This is a genomic window from Roseburia sp. AM16-25, assembly GCF_003473825.1.
Classification (GTDB): domain Bacteria; phylum Bacillota; class Clostridia; order Lachnospirales; family Lachnospiraceae; genus Pararoseburia; species Pararoseburia lenta.
The window spans coordinates 30,374-30,612 of sequence record NZ_QUCW01000008.1; the positions used below are offsets into that span (position 1 = coordinate 30,374).

Genomic DNA, 239 nt, shown 5'->3' on the forward strand with positions numbered 1-239 from the left:
TACTGTATTTTTGGCATCTTCGGTTACACCCATGAAAGACTTAAACATCAGGTTAAACTGACGAATATCTGTAAAGTCATGCTTACCACAAGTAGGACATGGAACGCTATGTTCCTTGATGAATCCCATCATTTCCTCTGCGCTCCAGCCGTCTACAGAAGTCTCAAGTGTAATATCATTTTCCTGTGTAGGGTTACAATTGATGTGACACCTACCCCTATACAAAAACGGTTGAGTCC

General features: G+C 41.4%; 1 pseudogene. It reads right to left on the reverse strand.

Features of this window, described 5'->3' with window-relative positions:
- A pseudogene (locus tag DW183_RS12225) lies at positions 1–239 on the reverse strand (hypothetical protein); the annotation flags it as partial.